Here is an 18331-nt window from a genome sequence, read left to right on the forward strand (position 1 = left end):
AATAACTGTTCTTAATTGTGCTTCAGATTTTGTCATCAGGCAGATATCGAAAAACAAACCCTCCGCGCCAAGGATGGCGCGGCGGAGCCCCATAGATGGGTTTACGCGTGTTTGTGTTCGATATTTGCCGAAGTGACGCGTGTTTAGGAACAGTTATTTAGACCTGAAATGAACGGATTTTTCCGTCCAGCTCTTCTGCGTTATTCTGCATCTCTTCTGATGTTTCTAATAGTTCAGTAACAACGACTACTGAAGCTTCAACTAACTCACGAACATTACTCAGGTTCTGACTCATCTCTTCCGCAACGGTGCTCTGCTGATCGGCTGCAGTAGCTATCTGGAAATTCATATCGTTAATATTATTTACCTGCTCAACAATACCGCTTAATTCATCTCCGGCATTAGTGACCAGCTCTGCTCCGTCAGCCGCTTCCACCACACTCTTCTCCATCAGCTCTACGGCACTGTTAGCACTTGCCTGAAGCTGGGAGATCATCTCCTGAATCTCAATCGTTGCCGTCTGAGTACTCTGGGCAAGGTTTCTGACTTCATCGGCCACCACAGCAAAGCCTCGTCCTGCTTCTCCGGCACGTGCTGCTTCAATGGCCGCATTCAGTGCCAGCAGATTAGTCTGCTCAGAGATCCCCTGAATGGTTCCGACCACACTGCTGATAGATTCAACCCGCTCCTCAACCTGATTTACCGCACTGGCGGAGTTAGTAATATCGGCGGAAAGTTCACGGATTTTGTTTACACTACCAAGAACAAACTCCTGACCAGTTTTGGCCTGTTCAGCAGCACTTTCTGTTACCGCTGAAGCATTTCTGGCATGCTCAGCTACTGTCTGAACCGTTCCGCTCATTTCGTTCATAGCTGTAGCAAGCTGGTCAATCTCATTAAACTCTTCCTGAGATGCCTCTTTGGTTTCCGACATGCTAAGAGTCATCATCTCTGTCATGGAAGAGAGCTCTTGTGATGAATCCACCTGTGCCTTAATGACGTCCTGAAGCTGAACACGAGTCTTCTCCAGCTCACGTGCCAAATCGCCATATTCGTCTTTGCAATCAAGCTCAATCTGTTCCGATAGATTCTTGCTTGCCATCATTTTTATACTGTCAGCGATGTAATTTGTCTGACGTAACATAACGTGTGCCGCGCCAAGCAGAACACTAATAAAAATGACGATCAATCCAAGCGTCTGCCAGACTACCTGCCAGATGTAGCTGTCATAATAGGCTTGTGCCACTTCTGAGCTTTGCGAAACCACCACCAGCCAGTCTGCATTTTTAGTCTTGACAGCATACTGTAATGACTCGCCCTCGTTCAGGCTGAAAGCAACTCCCTGAGTTTTTCCGGAAAGCACTTGAGACAGAGAAAGCCCCTGATCCGTTGTTTCAGTTAAAGCGTTAACCGATGAAAAGTCCGGATTACCAAGAACTTTTCCGCTACTCAGATCGATCAGATAAGTAAACTGTCCCTCTTGTTTTGTTTTATCTGCGATTAGGTTATAGGTTTTCTGTATATCTTTATCTGTTGCATTGTTTTTCAATAAGTTATCAATTGTTCCGGCTTCAGAAACCGCCATATGCTGAGTCTGGCTTTCTAATACGGAGACAACAGAGTTATAAAAGGTGTTGGCATCCCAGAGCTGTTTGGCAATGATAAGAAAGGTACTTAAAAGCATCAGTATCACCAACTTCGGTACCAACCGAATATCGGTAATCACCCTTTCCCATGATTTTATTTTTATACTTGCCATTACAATTTCTCCACGTATTCTACTAGTACTGACGCTAATTCAATTTCAGGCTCTCGCCTGTTTATTCACTAAACCCGAAAATCCATCCCATTTATTTCGAGCTGCGAATGAAACACAATGATAACAAAAACGAATTAAAACCGATGAACTTATTATCACTGTTACTGTCGTTTTTATCGTTATTTGTGATCTCAGGATTACTATTCTTTGCGCCACAACCTGACACTTACAAAATTCTGCTCACTTTAGACACGGTGATCTGCGCTCTCTTTATTTTTCAGCTCACTATTGACCTAATACGTTCTAACAATCGTAAAAAATACTTGCAATCACATTGGATCGATTTTGTCGCGAGCATCCCACTGATAGAGCCTTTAAGGTACGGGCGCGTCATCCAGATACTGAGAGTGATAAGACTGATCCGCTCGGGCAAACAGATCTGGCGTCAGTTAATGAAAAACCGTAAAGAGGCCACCTTTGCTTCAATACTGTTTTTATTGGTGATGTTGCTTACTGTGGGTTCAGGCTTGATCATCGCCGCCGAAACTACCTCACCTGACGCCAATATTAAAACAACTGGCGATGCTCTTTGGTGGGCCTTTGTTACCGTCAGTACTGTCGGCTATGGCGACTACTATCCGGTTACTACCGCAGGAAAGCTGGTTGCCATTGTCGTTATCATGTGTGGTGTCGGCATATTCGGTATGATTTCCGGCCTGATGACTTCCATTATCACCACACCAGATCAAAGCAGGGAGAAGAAGCGGGCTCAGCAAACAAGCAAAGTGTTAGAAGAGATGGTTAACCAGCAAAAACTACTACTGGATAAGGTCGATCGCCTAGAGAAACAGATCGAACAATTAAAAAAATAGCCGGTAATATACCGGCTAGTTCAAATGATTTACCTGCACGAGGAATCAGGCACTCCAGTATGGTTCTGCTTCAATGCTCATTAACCGCGTCTGTTCCATAGCATGCAGCAGTGAAGATTCCTGCCTCGCCAGCCATCTTTCCAGTTGCTCTCTCTCTTCACCCTCTAACTCTTCCACCAAAGAGTGCAGAGGTTCAAGGGTCAGCAAGTCATCGATACCGCTAAACAGATCGGCCCACGGCATACGGAAGGTATTTCGCTGATCGATATCATAGATAGAGGCAAAACAGACGCCGGTATAAAGGTTGCGCATCAGCCGGTAGCGCTGATCAATATACTCCTGACGGGAAAGCTTTCTCTCCGGCGGGAATGCTTCCACCAGTTCAGCCCATGTTCTGTCTAGTTGTCTCTGAGAAAAACGCCCAATGTTCCGGCTCATTTTCTCTCTGGCTTTATCATCAAGGAAAGGCTGCCATCCCCTTGCCATCAACCAGCGGCTTAGATCAAGTAACAGGCCGGTATAACGAGCAGACCGCAGTAATTCTTTGGTTTGCTGAGGGTCAGGGAACTGCTCCCGCTTCTCTTGCAGGCGTTTAAGTAACTGCTTGCGGGCATCCAGCTTTCTCAGCACATGGCCTTTATCATCACACAGGTCATCGATATAGTCGGCCGCTTTCAGCCAGCTAAGCTCTTCATCCAGCCACTTCAGTTCCTGACGTAATATGGCGCTTGCCCGTCTCGGAACAATACCACCAAACACAGTCAGAATCTGACGGATAAAGGAGATGGAGTAACCAATTTCATGCAGTGCCGCGATGGAAGGTTGTTCAAAATAGATCTGCTCATGACGGTGCCAGTGCGACAAGGCGTGTTCAATGGAACGGACAAAGCACTCTTCCACAGTGTCATCTTTTCTGGTCGCCACCAGCGGCAGCGGTTTTACCTCATCAGTCTGATAGCCCATAGCAAGGCGATGGCCACGGGCAGCCTTACTCAGGTTGCCCAACCTCATTCCGCCCTCTTCGCTCAGGCTTCTCGCCAGAGTAAACAGTGCATCGGCCTGACCGGACTTCAGCTCTAACTCAACTTCACAAATAGGCTCCTGCTCCTCTCCGGCAACCACTTCACCCTGATCAAAAGCAACTTCTATCTGGCTGCCATCGGCCATACCGATCAGCCACTGCTCGCGGGTAAAGTTAGTAGAGAAAATAGCAATAAGTTCTGACTGAAGTTGGCTTACTGCCTTTCCGGCTGGCCAGATATCTTCAGGGTGCAGTTCAAGAACAGGAGAGTTACAGGTATGTTCGGCGTTATATTCAGGCCTTTGGTGCAGCCCGGCAACAACCCGGCCGGAGGTTTTGACAGTCTGAATAAACACATCATCAAAGCGACGAATTCGTAAGCCGATATCATGCTTACGCAACCAGTTATCCTGAGTATCAAAATAGGTATTGCCCAGCTCCCTGCAACTATTCTGAAGGATTTTCATATCCGCTAATTTTCGCTTTAACGTGTCGGAAAAATCGGCAGAAACAAAAAACTTCAGCTCTATTTCGGTTTCCATATATTTACCTTAAAAAGATGATACAGACAGGATATTGCCTAATTTCCCCTTCGGCAAGCGGCAAATTTCACCCAACAGATGATCTAAATCAGTTTTAATGAGCAATTTATTAGGTTAACATGCGCCACTTTATAGCCCCCCATACTTCATCTTCAACAGATGGTGTATGTTTAAAGAAGGTTATATTTTTTTTGAGTACTGATACTATGCCAGTAAATACGATTATGGGATTGTTCGCTAAATCCCCTATTAAGCCTCTGCAAAAACATGTTGCTGTGGTAAATCGCTGCTGTTTCCGTCTGGTCGATTTTTTCGACGCCTGTAATAAGGGTGACTGGGAAGAAGCAAAGAATCTGCATGCAACCATCTCCGAACTGGAGAAAGAGGCTGATATCCTGAAGCGAGAAATCCGCCTTAAACTTCCTAACGGTTTGTTTATGCCTGTCAGTCGTACAGATATGTTAGATCTGCTCAGACAACAGGACAAACTAGCCAACCTGTCAAAAGATATCGCAGGCCGTGCTCTCGGGCGCAAACTGCAGGTCCCTACACCTATCTACGAAAGCTTTATCGAATATCTGAAGCGTTGTCTTGATGCTGCCGCACTGGCGCACAAAGTCGTGAATGAGTTTGATGAACTTATCGAAACCGGATTCAAAGGCCGTGAAGTCGAACTTGTGGCCGACATGATCCATCAATTGGATGTCATTGAAGACGATACGGATTCAATGCAGATTCAGCTACGCCAGAGCCTTATGGCAATCGAATCTGAATACAACCCGATTGACGTTATGTTTTTATACAAGATTTTAGAATGGGTTGGTGAAATTGCCGACCAGGCGCAGCGCGTTGGTGCCCGCTTAGAAATAATGCTTTCTGATTCTTAAAATTTAAAGTCACTTTGTACTTCAGAGAATTATGCGCTGAAAAAAAAGCGTAGAGGGGCTCTGCCCCTGCGGAAAAATCTGAATCACTTAACAACTAGGTATTAACATGGATATCCTCGCTAACTATGGCACTGTCCTGATTTTAATTGCAGCCCTGTTTGGCTTTCTAATGGCCATAGGTATTGGTGCCAATGACGTTGCGAACGCAATGGGCACCTCAGTAGGCTCAAAAGCCATTACCGTTAAGCAGGCAATTATTATTGCAATGATCTTCGAATTTGCCGGTGCATACCTTGCCGGCGGTGAAGTTACTGACACCATAAGAAAAGGCGTCATTGAAACTTCTCTTTTTGCAGACAAACCCGACGTTCTGGTTATTGGTATGATGTCAGCCCTGCTGGCAGCCGGTACCTGGCTGTTACTGGCTTCATTTATGGGCTGGCCGGTTTCTACCACTCACTCAATCATCGGTGCCATCATCGGTTTTGCACTGGTTTCTGTCGGCTCTGAAGCCATTGACTGGGGCTCAGTTCAGGGCATCGTGGGTAGTTGGATTGTTACACCTCTGATATCCGGTATTATCGCCTACTACATCTTTATCAGTGCACAGCGGTTAATCTTTAATACTGAATCTCCGCTACAAAACGCAAAACGTTTTGTTCCTGTCTATATGTTTATTACCACCATGGTAATTGCACTGGTAACCATCAAGAAAGGTCTGAAACACGTAGGTCTGCACCTTACCGGCTTTGAAGCATGGGGCTGGGCAATCGTTGTTTCTGCTTTAGTTATGGTTGGCGGCTATATCTATATCGGTAAGAAGTTCTCCCAGAGAGCCGAAGACCACAGTTTTGCCGGCGTAGAAAAAATCTTCAGTACTCTGATGGTTATTACCGCCTGTGCTATGGCTTTTGCTCACGGATCTAACGACGTAGCGAACGCCATTGGTCCGCTATCAGCCATTGTTTCAACCGTTGAACATATGGGTGAAATCGCAACTAAGAGTACTATCGCGTGGTGGATTCTTCCTTTGGGCGGCTTTGGTATCGTTGTTGGTCTGGCGACCATGGGGCATAAAGTAATGGCTACCGTTGGTACCGGCATTACTGAACTGACGCCTAGCCGCGGATTTGCAGCTCAGCTCGCAACAGCCTCTACTGTAGTTATCGCATCAGGTACAGGTCTGCCTATCTCTACCACTCAGACCCTTGTTGGTGCTGTATTGGGTGTTGGTTTTGCCCGTGGTATTGCCGCTCTTAACCTTGGCGTAGTAAGAAACATTGTTGTCTCCTGGGTGGTAACTCTGCCTGCCGGCGCTATCCTTGCTGTTATCTTCTACTATGTCATTAAAGCAGCATTCAGCTAAAGCATTCAGTCAGACAATGTAAGAGCAATGTCATTATTGACTCAAACGCACATAAAGGGACGTTTTACGTCCCTCTTTTGTTGCGTGGCTTCAAGAAAGTTCTTACTATTCCCCCTATAACTCAAAGCCTCAAGATCTATAAACTATAGTCATGCTATAGGACTCACAAAGGGACACACTGTGAAAAAACTGTTTTCAATTGTTTTATTTCTTTCTCTGGCAGCTCCCAACGCTTTCGCTGCCCAACGTTACATTGCTGACAACCTCTTCACCTATATGCACGCAGGTCCAAGCAACCAGTTCAGAATCATTGGCAGCGTAAATGCCGGTGATAAGGTAAACCTCGTTGATAGCAACAAGGATACTGGCTACAGTCAGGTAGTTGATGGTAAAGGCCGCAAAGGATGGGTAGAAAGCCGCTTTGTTACCCGTCAGGCAAGTATGGCGGAACGCTTACCTAAGCTTGAAGAAGAGCTGGCAAACGTGAAAGAGCAGCTTTCTAACGCACGTAAGAGTTCAGACGAAGAGCAGGCAGGCCTGCTGCAATCACTGGATAACCGCAATGCTCAAATTAAAGAGCTGGAAGAGAACTATGCTGATATCAGTCATAAGCTGACTTCGTCACAGACAGAAATCCGCGAGCTGCGTGCCAAACTGGATACACAAAAAGAAGATCTGCTGCTTAAGTACTTTATGTACGGTGGTGGTGTTGCCGGCGCTGGTCTGCTGCTTGGTTTAATCCTTCCGGGCATTATGCCGAGAAGAAAGAAATCCCGTAACGGCTGGGCATAACATCAACCATTAATAAATTGTTACAAAAACAACGAAAACCGGCGAAATTATTTGCCGGTTTTTTACATTTAAAAACCATGGTTTTTAAGTAGTTATTTAACCATATAACCCTACTAAAAGTGGTTGAATTATTTTAACTTTTTATTACCTACCCCTATATGGTTAGAGGGCATCATTTCTCGCAGTTATTAAATGTGACCAATATTGATGTTTTACATATTCGCAACACAGTCATAATATTAAATTGACTCAAATCAACACATGCTGTTTATATTTTTAATTATCCTGAACGTCCTTTTCATCTCTGGAGCTGGCAAATGGGGGACATGTTAATAAAACTGCGATCCTTGATTTCTCTAATCTCTGTTTTCCTCTGTATTGTGTTTTCACATTCAGCCCTTGCCCTATTTGTCAGTCCGCCAAAAGACCCTATACCGCTAATAGAACAGACATTTCCTTCCCATACCTCTATTTCGGAAAAGCAGGGCCTTCCTCTGTTACGAACCATAAAGCAGGACGATACGGTTCTGGGGTATGCCTTTGAGACCAATGATATCGCCAAAATACCCGCCTACTCAGGCGAACCTGTCAATATGCTGGTTATCATAGATACAAAAGGTGAGTATCTGGCTTCCAAGGTTCTTGAACATCACGAGCCCATAATTCTGGCCGGTATTCCCGAAAGTAAGTTGTGGGAGTTCAGCGATCAGTATGTCGGTCTGTCAGTGCGGGACAGAATAAAGGTTGGCGGAAAACCGAACCAGGATTACACCCCTATTGACGGCTTATCCGGAGCCACAGTTACCGTGATGGTAATGAATGTTGCCATTACTAAAGCGGCTACCAAGGCTGCTGAATCACTGGGGATCATTAAACCAACCAGCAATATCATTCAGCCTAAATCCACCATTAAAAAAGAGTTATTTGAAGGTTTGAACTTACTGGTGATGGCTCCATCCGCAAGCTCTATCTAGACAATAAAGCCGTACAAAAGGCATTTGACGGAACTGAAGGTGAAAATGTTGATACTGTTCCCGAGTCTCAGCAGGATGAAATGTTTGCGGAGCTCTATTACGCACTGGCAGATATTCCGACTATCGGCAAAAACCTGTTTGGCGAATCGGAATATAACTGGCTGACCGAGAAGCTAAAACCGGGTGAACACCTGATTGCCGTTTTTGGTAATGGCTACTCATTTAAAGGCTCGGGTTATGTTCGGGGCGGCATCTTTGACCGGGTTCAGCTACACCAGAATGAAAATGAGATCGCCTTCCGCGATCTCGACCATAACCGGGTACTCGACCTCTATATTGCCGGAGTGCCCTCTTTTAAAGAGATGTCTGTATTCAAGGTTCAGGCTCATCACGATTTCGATCCCGGTGCCAGTTGGCAACTTGAACTCTTGGTTCGCCGCCAGACCGGGCCGATTGATAGCGTCTTTACCAGCTTTAAAGGCCAGTACGATGTACTGGAAAAATACGTAGATACGCCACCAGCCATAGAAATACCGCCTGAGATGACGTTAACTCAACAGGTCTGGCAGGAGCATCAGCTAAAGGTAATTACCCTTTCAGTGCTGATTATCATCCTGATTCTTATCCTGTTCTTTCAGGATATTCTGGTACAGCATCCGACCTTTATGCATAGGTTACGTCACGGTTTTCTCGCCGTTACCGTTGTCTTTATCGGCTGGGAGTGGGGAGGACAGCTTTCTGTCGTCAACGTATTCACCTTCCTGCACGCACTGATGAAAGATTTCTCATGGGATCTGTTCCTGCTGGATCCTGTGATATTTATTCTCTGGTGTGCCGCAGCAGTTACCATGCTGCTGTGGGGGCGTGCTGTCTACTGTGGCTGGCTATGCCCGTTCGGAGCCCTTCAGGAGCTGGTTAATCAGTTCGCCCGCTATGTGAAAATCCCTCAGTTCGAACTTCCGTGGGCAGTTCATGAAAGATTATGGGCGATTAAATATCTGATCCTTCTCGGCCTGTTTGCCCTGTCACTGGATTCACTGGCGCTGGCGGAACAGTTTGCTGAAATAGAGCCATTTAAGACCACCTTCTTATTGAAGTTCGATCGTGAGTGGCCGTTTATTATCTGGGCTCTGTTCCTGATCTTTATCAGCCTGTTTAACCGTAAGACATTCTGCCGTTATCTCTGTCCGTTAGGGGCAGCGCTCTCTGTCTCTAATAACATACGCCTGTTTGACTGGCTCAAGCGCCGCCCTGAATGTGGCAGCCCTTGTAAGATTTGTGCCAAAGAGTGTGAGATTCAGGCCATACAACCTGACGGCGTGATCAATATGCGTGAGTGCCACTACTGTCTGGATTGCCAGATGACCTATTCAAATCATGGTAAGTGCCCGCCATTGAAAAAAACGGCATACAAGGAACAAAAAGCAAGAAAAGCTGATATTCCAGTAACCCAGTTATAAGTAACTGAATTTAGTACGTCAGCACCCTACACCCATAATATGGAGACTCAAAATGAGTGATGATAAAAACAATCTGGAAAAAGATAATAACCCCGTAAACAGCGAACGCCGGAAGTTTTTCGGTAAAAGTGCCGCCATCGGACTAGGCGTTGCCGCGGCTCCTATGAGTGCAGCTATGTTTGCTTCAATGGCTAAAGCTCAGGCGGAGGAAGTGTCAAACAAGACGGTTGTTCACCCTGGAGAGCTCGATGAATATTATGGCTTCTGGAGTGGCGGTCACTCCGGTGAAGTTCGTATTCTGGGTATCCCTTCCATGCGTGAGCTGATGCGAATTCCGGTCTTCAATACCGACAGTGCCACCGGCTGGGGTCTGACTGACGAAAGTAAGCGTATTAAAGGCGACAGTGCTGACATTCTGGTTGGTGACTCCCACCACCCGCATATGAGTATGACTGACGGCCGTTATAACGGTAAATATGTCTTTATCAACGACAAGGCTAACTCACGTGTTGCCCGTATCCGCTGTGACGTGATGAAGTGTGACAAGATGATCACCATTCCGAACGTACAGGCGATCCACGGTCTGCGTGTGCAGAAAGTACCTTATACCAAGTACGTTATCTGTAATGCTGAATTTGAAATTCCGATGAACAACGACGGTAAAGCGTCAATGGAAGATGTCAGTACTTACCGCTCTCTGTTCAATGTCATCGATGCAGAAAAAATGGAAGTGGCATTTCAGGTAATGGTCGACGGTAACCTTGATAATACCGATGCTGATTTCGACGGAAAATATTTTGCTTCAACCTGTTATAACTCCGAAATGGGCATGAATCTGGGTGATATGATCTCTGCCGAGCGCGATCATGTTGTTATCTTCGATCTGGCTGCCTGTGAAGCTGCCGTTGCTGCCGGTAAGTTTAAAACCTACAACGGAAACAATGTGCCTGTAATTGACGGCCGCAGTGGTTCTGAGGTTACCCGTTATATTCCGGTACCAAAATCCCCACACGGTATGAACACTTCATCTGACGGTAAATACTTTGTTGCCAACGGTAAGCTATCCCCGACTGTATCTGTTATCGCTATCGATAAGCTTGATGACCTGTTCGCCGGTAAGATTCAGCCACGTGACGCTATTGTAGCCGAGCCTGAACTAGGCTTAGGTCCGCTGCATACTGCCTTTGATAACCGCGGTAACGCCTATACGACTCTGTTCCTCGACAGCCAGATTGCTAAATGGAATGTAGAAGATGCTATCAAGGCACACAACGGTGAAAAAGTGAACTATGTGCGTCAGAAACTGGATGTACATTATCAGCCGGGTCACAACCACACCTCTATGGGTGAAACCCGTGATGCCGATGGTAAATGGCTGGTCTCCCTGTGTAAGTTTGGTAAAGACCGCTTCCTTAATGTCGGACCGTTACACCCTGAGAATGATCAGTTAATCGATATCTCCGGTGACGAAATGAAGCTGGTTCACGACGGACCGACCTATGCCGAACCGCACGACTGTATCATTGTTCACCGCAGTAAAGTGAAACCGAACAAGCTATGGAGCCGTGATGACTCCATCTTTGCTGAAACCGTCGCCATAGCGAAGAAAGATGGTGTTAACGTGATGACGGATAACAAGGTCATCCGTGACGGCAACAAGGTTCGTGTTTATATGACTTCTGTGGCGCCGATTTTCGGCCTGACGGAGTTTAACGTCAAGCAGGGCGATGAAGTGACTGTTGTGGTTACCAACCTTGATATGGTTGAGGATGTGAGCCACGGTTTCTGTATGACTAACTATGGTGTGCAGATGGAGATCAGCCCTCAGGCGACCTCTTCTATTACCTTTACTGCAGATAAGCCTGGGGTTCACTGGTACTACTGTAACTGGTTCTGTCACGCCCTTCATATGGAGATGCGTGGACGTATGTTTGTAGAAGCATCGTAACGCTGCGTGAAACTAAGCAGACACCATTAAGGTGTCTGCTTTAATCACATAGTTTTAACCACTACAGGGAAGCCTGATTGAAAAAAATACCCATCCTAACCGCACTTATTCTCTGGCTGCTCCATAGCAGTCTGTTTGCCGCTGTGATTACCGTCAGTTCCGGTGATGACCTGCAAGCCAAGCTGGATACGGCAGAAAGCGGAGATACCGTACTGATCAGTTCAGGAACCTATAACGGCAACTTTGTTGTCGCAAAAGGTATAACTTTAACCGGAAAAGATCAGGCCACCATTAATGCAAACGGCTCCGGCAACGCCCTGACCCTTCTCTCCTCTGACACCACAATAGAAAATCTCAGGATCGTCAACTGGGGGCGGAACCTGACCAAACAAAACGCCGGTATCTATATAGACAAAAAAGCAGAAAACCTTGTTATCCGAAATAACTATCTGCAAGGCGACGGCTTTGGTATGTGGTTGCAAAAAACCTCCGGCCTGCTGGTAGAAAACAACCGGGTAATAGGTAATAACAAGCTGCGCTCTGCCGACAGAGGCAACGGTATTCAGCTCTCATCAGTTAAGAATGCCATAGTAGTGGGCAATGAAGTGAGCCAGACCCGTGACGGCCTCTATATTCTCTCCAGCCAGCAAAGTGAACTGCGCAATAACACCATGCACGACCTACGTTATGGCGTTCACTACATGTACTCACACACCAACAAAGTGGTTGGTAACCTTGCCTACAACACAAGGGCAGGCTATGCCCTGATGAGCTCCCGTCAGCTTGTTGTAGAAGGAAACCGAAGCCGTGACAGTGAAGATTACGGCATGCTGATGAACTTTATTACCTACTCCACCATCAACCACAATGATATTAAAAACGTCTGGACCAAACCTGAAAACAAGGTAGTCGGCCGTGACGGTAAAGGGCTGTTTATCTACAACTCAGCCTATAACACAATCAGCTATAACCGCATCGATACGGCAGAGATCGGTATTCACCTTACTGCGGGCTCAGAAAACGTGAAGGTTTTCGGCAACAGCTTTATAAACAATCCGGTTCAGGTGAAATACGTCTCAAGCCGTGAACAGGAGTGGAGTCAGGAAGGTACTGGCAATTTCTGGAGTAACTACCTTGGCTGGGATCTGGATAATAATCAGGTCGGCGATACGCCGTTCGAACCCAATGACGGTATCGACAAGATGGTCTGGCAGTATCCTGAAGCCAAAGTTCTGCTGGATAGCCCTTCCGTTTTGATGCTGCGCTGGATACAGAAACAGTTTCCGGTACTGAAGCCAGCCGGAGTAAAAGACTCCTTCCCGTTAATGTCACCATCAACCCCGGATAACAATAACAGTACTCACTCAGCTGATGGAAAAGGAAATCATTCATGACTCATCCCGTTGTAAAGCTGGAAAAGATAACCAAACAGTATAAAAAGTTACGAGCACTAAACAGTATTGATCTGACACTCAACAGCGGTGAAGTACTTGGGCTTTTCGGCCACAATGGCGCCGGAAAAACCACCATGATGAAGTTGATACTAGGCATTATCGCCCCGACAGAAGGGGAGATTGAAGTCTGTGGCACCAACCCGAAAAGTAAGCAGGCGTGGCACAGTCGTAGAAATATCGGCTACCTGCCGGAGAATGTCAGTTTCTACGATCAACTTACCGGACTGGAAGTACTGACTTACTTTGCACGCCTGAAGTCTGCTCCCGTAACGCAAATATCAGAATTGATGGAAAAAGTCGGGCTGGTACATGCTATGAACCGTCAGGTTAAAACCTATTCGAAAGGTATGCGTCAGCGTCTCGGGCTGGCTCAGGCTTTTCTTGGCAAGCCAAAGCTACTGCTGCTGGATGAACCGACCGTCGGCCTTGACCCTATCGCCACCCAAGAGTTTTACGCCAGTGTCGACCAGTTAAAACTGGATGGTGCCAGTATTATTCTCTGCTCTCACGCCCTTTCCGGTGTTGAGCAGCATATCGACCGGGCAATGATTCTTTCCAGCGGTAAAGCCGTCGCTATGGGCACTCTTTCTCAGCTACGTGAAGAGGCAAAACTGCCGGTGGTTATTAAAACTAACGGCCTGAATGGCGCACTAAGCAGTAATGAGATGCTTAGCCGCTTTATGGTGAAAGCCGATCAGTTGCATGTGCCGGAGGAGATGAAAGTCAACGTGCTTAAACAGCTGCTTGAGTATGACTCACTCAGTGATATTCAGGTTGAGCACGCCAGTCTCGAATTCCTTTATCAGCATTTTCTCGACTCTGCCCAGCCAGACTCTGCATCAGATAAGGAGGCAAAATGAACCCGATATTAGCCGTCTCACTGAAGGAGTTTCAGGATAGTCTGAGAAACCGCTGGTTTGTTTCTATTACCGTTATTTTTGCCCTGCTTTCCATCGGGCTTAGCTACTATGGTAGCGTGGCGTCCGGTCATATAGGTACGCCTTCGCTCTCATCAACCATAGCCAGCCTGTCCAGCTTATCGGTGTTTATCATCCCGTTGATCGCCTTGCTACTTTGTTATGACAGCTTTGTCGGAGAGCAGGAATCGGGAACCCTGTTATTGCTGATGACCTACCCTATCAGCCACGGCCAGCTGTTGCTGGGTAAATTTATCGGGCAGGGGAGCGTTATTGCACTGGCCACTATCCTCGGCTTTGGCAGTGCTGCTCTGCTACTTAGCTTTACAACAGATACAGAAGGCGTCGCCGGTACATTCAGCCTGTTTATTCTCACTTCAATACTACTTGGGCTCTGCTTTATTGCTCTCGCCTACGTGATCAGCCTGCTGGTTTCAGAGAAATCCAAGGCGGCCGGTATTGCCCTAATGCTCTGGCTGTTCTTTGTTCTGGCTTTTGATCTGGCGCTGCTGGCGTTGCTGGTAGGCACGGAAGATATGGTTACCCAACAAGGGTTGGTGCAGATGATGATGCTCAACCCTGCCGACTTGTTCCGTTTAATTAATCTCTCCTCACTCAGCAGCAGCGATGTTAACGGTGCGCTGGCCGTCGCCATTAACAGCAGCCTGCCGACAAGCACGCTTATTGTCGCTATGTTTGGCTGGATTATTGTTCCTCTGGGTGCAGCCCAGATTATATTTAGAAAAAAACCTTATAGAGGCTTTTATGCAGATAAAGAAATTCGTTAAGTGGTGTATGTTGTTGCTGTTACCCGGCCTGTTACTTAGCTGTGGTGAAGCACCCGAAGAGAAAGTTGCACGTCAGGCTGTTGCCATTGAAAGCGGCGAAGAGTGCCACCTATGCGGTATGATCATTACTAACTTCCCCGGCCCGAAAGGGGAAGCTTTCCAGTCAGAAGGCGACACGGTTCATAAGTTCTGCTCTACCCGTGACCTGTTTAGTTTTATCCTTCAGCCGGAAAATAAACGCCAGATAAAAGAAGTGTATGTGCACGATATGAGTAAGACGCCATGGCAGAAGCCGGAAGATGAGTACTTTATCGATGCCAGAACCGCCTGGTATGTGATCGGCTCGAACCAGAAAGGCGCGATGGGCAAAACACTGGCCAGTTTCAGCGAAGAAAAACATGCCAAAGCCTTTAGCAAAAACTATGGTGGTGAAGTCTACAAGTTTGACGACATTACAGTAGACATTCTGTAATCCTTACGGGCATCCCAACTCATTTCCAGGATGCCCTATATACCTTTATCCAGCTCTCAAAACCGATCAATTCCTGCCATATCAAACAGATAGATAATGCAGATTTCTTTATCCTGCCCGATTAACGTCTATACTTATTAATAGCGAAACAGATAAACATAGATACGATTTAAACATACTGTATATACCAACAGTATTTTATTGACTTAAACAACACCAGTACTATACTACTGTATATAAATACAGCTTTATGGGAGGTTAGATATGTTTTCGTTATCTGAAAAGCTCGACAGAGTGAATAAACTTCGCAAGCAGGCTATGGCCGATGCTGAATTTATTGAGTCAGCAAAAGCCCATGAGCTTGCTATTCAGTCTGAATCTCAAACCAGCAACCCTAAATCCAAAAGCAAATCCACTAAGAAAAGACGTTTTTCCGATGTCTATAAAGACATCTCCTTTGGTGCAGAATCACCTGCAGATACTCACTAATTAAATGGATTAATATAGCCTTAAGGGGCTGACCAAAACGGATTAAAAAAGAAAGGCTTCAGTGAATAACTGAAGCCTTTTTAGTGTCCATAACAAGAATGTTCTGTCTTATCCGTTCCACTCATACAGAGCCGGGATCTCTATCCTCTCACGGTTATATTCAATCACAATGGTTCTCGGCTCCACGGCAATCAGCTGAATCTGGTTATTAAGCCAGTCACCTTCATACAGCTCTTCACCATTAATTTTAACCCAGCGCCGATCTTTACTGCTGGCATACATATGAGTCTGAAGATTCATTGCCGGTAATACACCACGATAACGGGAGGTATCGTCTGTCAGCTTAACCGTTTCAATTGTCGGCTCTTTCTCAACAGCACGGCCGTCATCCTGCTCGCCGAATGCACTTTGAACCCGCTGAGCAAGTTCAGGTGATAAGCCACTCAAATCAAGGGAGTTAAGATCCAGCGGTTGTTCAGTAATTTCACCGGGCTTTTCATTTTTTACCGGCTGCGGTTCAGGATTGCTTGTCTGGCTGACTGCGATTTCAACAACCGGCTGAGTTAAGCTTAGATCTTTGCGTATTTCGCTCAGGGACCGAAGCTCTGCAAGTTCCGGATACGCAAGCTTTGCAACTTCTGTTTCAGATTGTGCCGTCATTTCTTCCTGCTGAGCCACAATCAATGCTTTTTCTGTCTGCCATTGCCGGCTGGTATCTAATATCACATACAGCAGAACTATTAACGGCAAAATGCCCCCTGCCAGCAGGTAAACCAGCCAACTCCGCTGTTGTGACTCTGCTCCGGTAACAGTACCAGTTGAACTTATCCGGTTAAAACTGGCCTGATGGCTCTGCTCAGACTGCTCTAATGCCTTCATAATCTGTGACATTATTTCACCTCTTCCGTTTTAGCCATCAATAACTTAGGAGCAGAATCATTAGTTAACCTGTCCAGAACCTGAAGGGTTTTCCTTCCCACCACACCGTCAGCATCCAGCCCCTGCCATGTCTGAAACGCCTTTACTCGTTTTTCCAGCGTTTCATCAAACAGAGTGGTTAAAGTGGGTTCTTCACTCAGGGCTTTTGCCAAAAGTTCATCCAGCACTTTGACCTGATGCCCGCGACTGTTGCTCTTTAGCGTCGAGTTAATTTCACTGTACCAGAGAGTCTGATAGCGTCCGTTCCAGACTTTTTTCAGCCACTCAGCAGGAACGCGAATCCTGCTCTGCTTGTTGATAAGCTCCGCATGATTCTCATTACCCGAATAGAGAACCGCATAAGCCGGTTTATCTTCACCAGCCAGTTCAAGCACAACGGGCCTTGCCTCTTTCAGAACGCTATTGTAGTCGCTAACCTCTTGTTCACACTGAAATGGATGGCTGTCGCTCAGACAGTCTGCATTCACTACTGATGCTTTTACTCCCCACAGGCTATACAAAGCCTGCATAGCATCCAGACGACTACTGCTCTGCTGCAAAAACTCCGTCAACACAAGATCGTTTTCTACGTTCTGTGTCCCGCTGACAGCAACGGCTTTTGGCATCGGCGGCATAAAGCTGCGGCTAAACTGAGAAATAGTCTCACTGCGCAGATAGATAACTCCACTCACTGCGAGTGATACCAGCAAAGTAACGACATAAGGTTTTGCTTTTGACCGGTTTGGTTTTACCGCAGCTTGTGTTGCCGGAGCCTGAAAACTCATTACATCCTGACACGCTTTTTCTGCCTGAATGCTGCTTACCTCTTTTTCTCCGCTGTAATAGGCGTACAACAGTGCCTTATCACAAACCAGATTGATTAACCTTGGTACCCCTTGGGTATAGCGGGAAATCACTTTTACCGCTTTGGCGGAGAAGTAAGCCGCCGGACTGCCGGCTATTTGCAGACGAAAACCGATATACTCCTTTACTTCATTTTCTGTCAGGGGCAGCAGGTGATAACGACCGGTCATCCGCTGAGCAAGCTGCCTCAGTTCCGGTGTCTGAAGCTTTATCTGCAGTTCTGGCTGTCCGACCAACAGAACCTTTAGCAGCTTCTGGCTGTCCGTTTCCAGATTAGTCAGCAATCTGAGCTGCTCAAGAACCTGAGCAGACAGATGCTGCGCCTCATCAATCAGCAGCAGTGTCTGAACGCCCTTACTGTGGTTGTCCATCAGATACTGGTAGATGGCTTTGGTGAGTTGCTTAAGGGAAGCCTGCTGCGGGTACTCTATTTCAAACTCATCACAAATGGCTTCCAGAAGATCAGATTCAGAAAAGGTCGGATTCAGGATCAGGCCGGCTTTTACATTGTCATTAAGAGATGAAAGCATGGCTTTAGATACGGTAGTTTTACCTGTCCCTACCTCGCCTGTCAGCATGGCGAAGCCGCCGCCATCCCCCAAGCCAGCCTGAAGATGCCCCATTGCCTCCCGGTGACGGGAACTCAGGTAGAGATACCGTGCGCTGGGAACAATTGAAAACGGCAGCTCGATAAAGCCAAAGTAATCCTTATACATTTTTTATCTCTTACTTAGGTCTGCAGACCTGAATTAGTTCAGGAAAAGTATCATTGCCTGATAGAATATAAAGTATTAGGTCACCAAAATAC

At 46.5% G+C, this 18331-nt stretch carries 16 protein-coding genes; 12 read left to right on the plus strand and 4 right to left on the minus strand.

Annotated elements, in window-relative coordinates; all coding sequences use genetic code 11:
- Positions 1 to 157 precede the first annotated feature (157 nt).
- Positions 158 to 1759 (minus strand): methyl-accepting chemotaxis protein, encoded by a 1602-nt coding sequence (locus PK654_RS13345; protein ID WP_271696252.1) that lies wholly within the window; start codon positions 1757 to 1759, stop codon positions 158 to 160.
- Positions 1760 to 1866: 107 nt separating this feature from the next.
- Between PK654_RS13345 and PK654_RS13350 the strand changes: the two genes are divergently transcribed.
- Entirely contained in the window at positions 1867 to 2631 is a 765-nt protein-coding gene (locus tag PK654_RS13350; protein WP_271696253.1) for an ion transporter, read from the plus strand.
- Positions 2632 to 2676: 45 nt separating this feature from the next.
- Here PK654_RS13350 and PK654_RS13355 read toward each other — a convergent pair whose 3' ends face one another.
- Complete coding sequence (locus PK654_RS13355; RefSeq protein WP_271696254.1) at positions 2677 to 4194, minus strand: CYTH and CHAD domain-containing protein; 1518 nt, start codon at positions 4192 to 4194, stop codon at positions 2677 to 2679.
- Positions 4195 to 4400: 206 nt separating this feature from the next.
- Between PK654_RS13355 and PK654_RS13360 the strand changes: the two genes are divergently transcribed.
- The 11 genes from PK654_RS13360 to PK654_RS13410 all read left to right on the plus strand — a co-directional run bounded on the left by PK654_RS13360 (position 4401) and on the right by PK654_RS13410 (position 15741).
- Complete coding sequence (locus PK654_RS13360; RefSeq protein ID WP_271698888.1) at positions 4401 to 5081, plus strand: TIGR00153 family protein; 681 nt, start codon at positions 4401 to 4403, stop codon at positions 5079 to 5081.
- 106 nt (positions 5082 to 5187) lie between these two features.
- Positions 5188 to 6447 (plus strand): inorganic phosphate transporter, encoded by a 1260-nt coding sequence (locus PK654_RS13365; RefSeq protein ID WP_271696255.1) that lies wholly within the window; start codon positions 5188 to 5190, stop codon positions 6445 to 6447.
- A 180-nt stretch (positions 6448 to 6627) separates the two neighbouring features.
- Entirely contained in the window at positions 6628 to 7239 is a 612-nt protein-coding gene (locus tag PK654_RS13370) for a TIGR04211 family SH3 domain-containing protein (protein ID WP_271696256.1), read from the plus strand.
- A gap of 317 nt (positions 7240 to 7556) precedes the next feature.
- Positions 7557 to 8213, plus strand: coding sequence for an FMN-binding protein (locus tag PK654_RS13375; protein WP_271696257.1), 657 nt, complete (start codon positions 7557 to 7559; stop codon positions 8211 to 8213).
- Positions 8214 to 8293: 80 nt separating this feature from the next.
- Entirely contained in the window at positions 8294 to 9673 is a 1380-nt protein-coding gene (locus PK654_RS13380) for a NosR/NirI family protein (RefSeq protein ID WP_271696258.1), read from the plus strand.
- Positions 9674 to 9725: 52 nt separating this feature from the next.
- Positions 9726 to 11621 (plus strand): TAT-dependent nitrous-oxide reductase, encoded by a 1896-nt coding sequence (nosZ, locus tag PK654_RS13385; protein ID WP_271696259.1) that lies wholly within the window; start codon positions 9726 to 9728, stop codon positions 11619 to 11621.
- A gap of 77 nt (positions 11622 to 11698) precedes the next feature.
- Positions 11699 to 13015, plus strand: coding sequence for a nitrous oxide reductase family maturation protein NosD (locus PK654_RS13390; protein WP_271696260.1), 1317 nt, complete (start codon positions 11699 to 11701; stop codon positions 13013 to 13015).
- Positions 13012 to 13935 (plus strand): ABC transporter ATP-binding protein, encoded by a 924-nt coding sequence (locus PK654_RS13395; protein ID WP_271696261.1) that lies wholly within the window; start codon positions 13012 to 13014, stop codon positions 13933 to 13935. Before PK654_RS13390 ends, PK654_RS13395 begins: the two co-directional genes overlap by 4 nt.
- Positions 13932 to 14780 (plus strand): ABC transporter permease, encoded by an 849-nt coding sequence (locus tag PK654_RS13400; protein ID WP_271696262.1) that lies wholly within the window; start codon positions 13932 to 13934, stop codon positions 14778 to 14780. Before PK654_RS13395 ends, PK654_RS13400 begins: the two co-directional genes overlap by 4 nt.
- Positions 14758 to 15252, plus strand: a complete 495-nt coding sequence (locus tag PK654_RS13405) for a nitrous oxide reductase accessory protein NosL (protein ID WP_271696263.1) — start codon at positions 14758 to 14760, stop codon at positions 15250 to 15252. Before PK654_RS13400 ends, PK654_RS13405 begins: the two co-directional genes overlap by 23 nt.
- Positions 15253 to 15516: 264 nt before the next feature.
- Entirely contained in the window at positions 15517 to 15741 is a 225-nt protein-coding gene (locus PK654_RS13410; RefSeq protein ID WP_271696264.1) for a hypothetical protein, read from the plus strand.
- Positions 15742 to 15849: 108 nt separating this feature from the next.
- Here PK654_RS13410 and PK654_RS13415 read toward each other — a convergent pair whose 3' ends face one another.
- Positions 15850 to 16632 (minus strand): general secretion pathway protein GspB, encoded by a 783-nt coding sequence (locus PK654_RS13415; protein ID WP_271696265.1) that lies wholly within the window; start codon positions 16630 to 16632, stop codon positions 15850 to 15852.
- A complete protein-coding gene (locus PK654_RS13420) occupies positions 16632 to 18239 on the minus strand; it encodes an ExeA family protein (protein ID WP_271696266.1) in 1608 nt (535 codons plus the stop codon). The genes PK654_RS13415 and PK654_RS13420 overlap by 1 nt, the downstream gene beginning before the upstream one ends.
- Positions 18240 to 18331: the final 92 nt, after the last annotated feature.

The sequence above is a fragment of the Vibrio sp. SCSIO 43137 genome (genome assembly GCF_028201475.1).
GTDB lineage: Bacteria > Pseudomonadota > Gammaproteobacteria > Enterobacterales > Vibrionaceae > Vibrio.

Coding starts and splice junctions, on each gene's coding strand:
- PK654_RS13365 (WP_271696255.1), top strand. CDS start 5,188: ATGGATATCCTCGCTAACTATGGCACTGTCCTGATTTTAATTGCAGCC.
- nosZ (WP_271696259.1), top strand. CDS start 9,726: ATGAGTGATGATAAAAACAATCTGGAAAAAGATAATAACCCCGTAAAC.
- PK654_RS13400 (WP_271696262.1), top strand. CDS start 13,932: ATGAACCCGATATTAGCCGTCTCACTGAAGGAGTTTCAGGATAGTCTG.
- PK654_RS13360 (WP_271698888.1), top strand. CDS start 4,401: ATGCCAGTAAATACGATTATGGGATTGTTCGCTAAATCCCCTATTAAG.
- PK654_RS13420 (WP_271696266.1), bottom strand. CDS start 18,239: ATGTATAAGGATTACTTTGGCTTTATCGAGCTGCCGTTTTCAATTGTT.
- PK654_RS13395 (WP_271696261.1), top strand. CDS start 13,012: ATGACTCATCCCGTTGTAAAGCTGGAAAAGATAACCAAACAGTATAAA.
- PK654_RS13345 (WP_271696252.1), bottom strand. CDS start 1,759: ATGGCAAGTATAAAAATAAAATCATGGGAAAGGGTGATTACCGATATT.
- PK654_RS13355 (WP_271696254.1), bottom strand. CDS start 4,194: ATGGAAACCGAAATAGAGCTGAAGTTTTTTGTTTCTGCCGATTTTTCC.
- PK654_RS13350 (WP_271696253.1), top strand. CDS start 1,867: ATGAAACACAATGATAACAAAAACGAATTAAAACCGATGAACTTATTA.
- PK654_RS13410 (WP_271696264.1), top strand. CDS start 15,517: ATGTTTTCGTTATCTGAAAAGCTCGACAGAGTGAATAAACTTCGCAAG.
- PK654_RS13405 (WP_271696263.1), top strand. CDS start 14,758: ATGCAGATAAAGAAATTCGTTAAGTGGTGTATGTTGTTGCTGTTACCC.
- PK654_RS13415 (WP_271696265.1), bottom strand. CDS start 16,632: ATGTCACAGATTATGAAGGCATTAGAGCAGTCTGAGCAGAGCCATCAG.
- PK654_RS13375 (WP_271696257.1), top strand. CDS start 7,557: ATGGGGGACATGTTAATAAAACTGCGATCCTTGATTTCTCTAATCTCT.
- PK654_RS13380 (WP_271696258.1), top strand. CDS start 8,294: ATGTTTGCGGAGCTCTATTACGCACTGGCAGATATTCCGACTATCGGC.